The sequence below is a fragment of the Curtobacterium sp. B18 genome, from assembly GCF_000333375.1.
In the GTDB taxonomy this organism is placed as follows: domain Bacteria; phylum Actinomycetota; class Actinomycetes; order Actinomycetales; family Microbacteriaceae; genus Curtobacterium.
In genome coordinates, this window is record NZ_BACZ01000335.1 from 1 (window position 1) to 1,531 (window position 1,531).

A 1,531-nucleotide genomic window follows, 5' to 3' on the forward strand; every position below is an offset into this window, starting at 1 on the left:
CGCTCACCTCGTGCCAGATCGCGAAGTCGATAGCGGATCGTGCTCGACACGCTCCCGGACGTCGACGACCCGATCCCGCGGCGCGTCCGGAACCGGCTAGACCTCGTGCCGTTCCGCCGAGCGCTCGAGCTGCTGCACCGCCCCGAGAAGGTCGCGGACTTCAAGCGGGCCGAGGACGCCCTCCGCTACCGCGAGGCGTTCGTGCTGCAGACGGCCCTGGTGCAGCGTCGGATCGCGGCCCGAGCGACCGCGGCCACGGCACGGTCCGCCGCACCGGGTGGGATCCTCGAACGCTTCGACCGGGCGCTGCCGTTCACGCTCACCGACGACCAGCGGTCGGTGGGGGCCGAGATCGCCCACGACCTCGCCCGCGACTGGCCGATGCACCGCCTGGTGCAGGGCGAGGTCGGCTCCGGCAAGACCCTCGTGGCGATCCGGGCGATGCTGACGGTCGCCGAGTCCGGTGGGCAGTCCGCGCTGATCGCCCCGACCGAGGTCCTCGCGGCGCAGCACCTCCGGTCGATCGTGAAGTTCCTCGGCCCCGACCTCGCCGCCGAGCTCCGGCCGGTGATCCTCACGGGGTCACAGTCGACCGACGAACGGCGCCGGGCACTGCTCGCGGCGGCGTCCGGCAGCTCGCGACTCGTGGTCGGCACGCACGCGCTCCTCGGCGACCGCGTCGACTTCGCCGAGCTCGGGCTCGTCGTCGTCGACGAGCAGCACCGGTTCGGCGTGGAGCAGCGCGAGGCTCTCCGCACCAAGGGGGCGACGCCACCGCACGTGCTCGTCCTCACCGCCACGCCGATCCCGCGCACGGTGGCGATGACGGTGTTCGGCGACCTCGACGTCTCGACGATCACCGGGCTGCCCTCCGGACGTGCCGGCGTCGAGACGTTCACGGTCCCGCTCGCCGAGCACCCCGGCTGGGAGTCCCGCATCTGGACCCGCATGGCCGAGGAGCTCGCCGACGGTCGTCAGGCGTTCGTGGTGTGCCCGGCGATCGACGACGCCCACGCCGAGGACGACGGCGGACCCGACCCCGAGCCCGACGACGACACGCCGGAGCACGCGCCGGCCACCGTCCTCGCCACGGCGGAGCGGATGCGCACGATGCCGGTGCTCGCCGACCGCCGGATCGAGGTGCTGCACGGCCGCATGTCGGCGGACGAGAAGGACCGCGTGATGACGTCGTTCGCGGCCGGAGCCGTCGACGTGCTCGTCGCGACGACCGTGATCGAGGTCGGGGTCGACGTCCCGAACGCCTCGATGATGGCCGTGCTCGACGCCGACCGCTTCGGCGTCTCGCAGCTCCACCAGCTCCGCGGGCGCATCGGCCGCGGCCAGCACGCCGGCGTGTGCCTGCTCGTGCGATGGTCACCTTGATGCCCCAGTACGACGACAGCCAGCCGACCGGATCGGCACCGACGGCGCGGAGGGCGGCGTTGACGAGCCCGAACCCGTCCGAGAACACCGAGCCGAACACGATGGCCATCGCGACCATGCTCGTGACGTTCGGGATGAAGAACGCGAC

General features: G+C 72.6%; 1 protein-coding gene. It reads left to right on the forward strand.

Annotated features, from left to right (window positions below):
• Positions 1-39 precede the first annotated feature (39 nt).
• Entirely contained in the window at positions 40-1,383 is a 1,344-nt protein-coding gene (locus I5E_RS21515; RefSeq protein WP_022906723.1) for a DEAD/DEAH box helicase, read from the forward strand.
• Positions 1,384-1,531 lie beyond the last annotated feature (148 nt).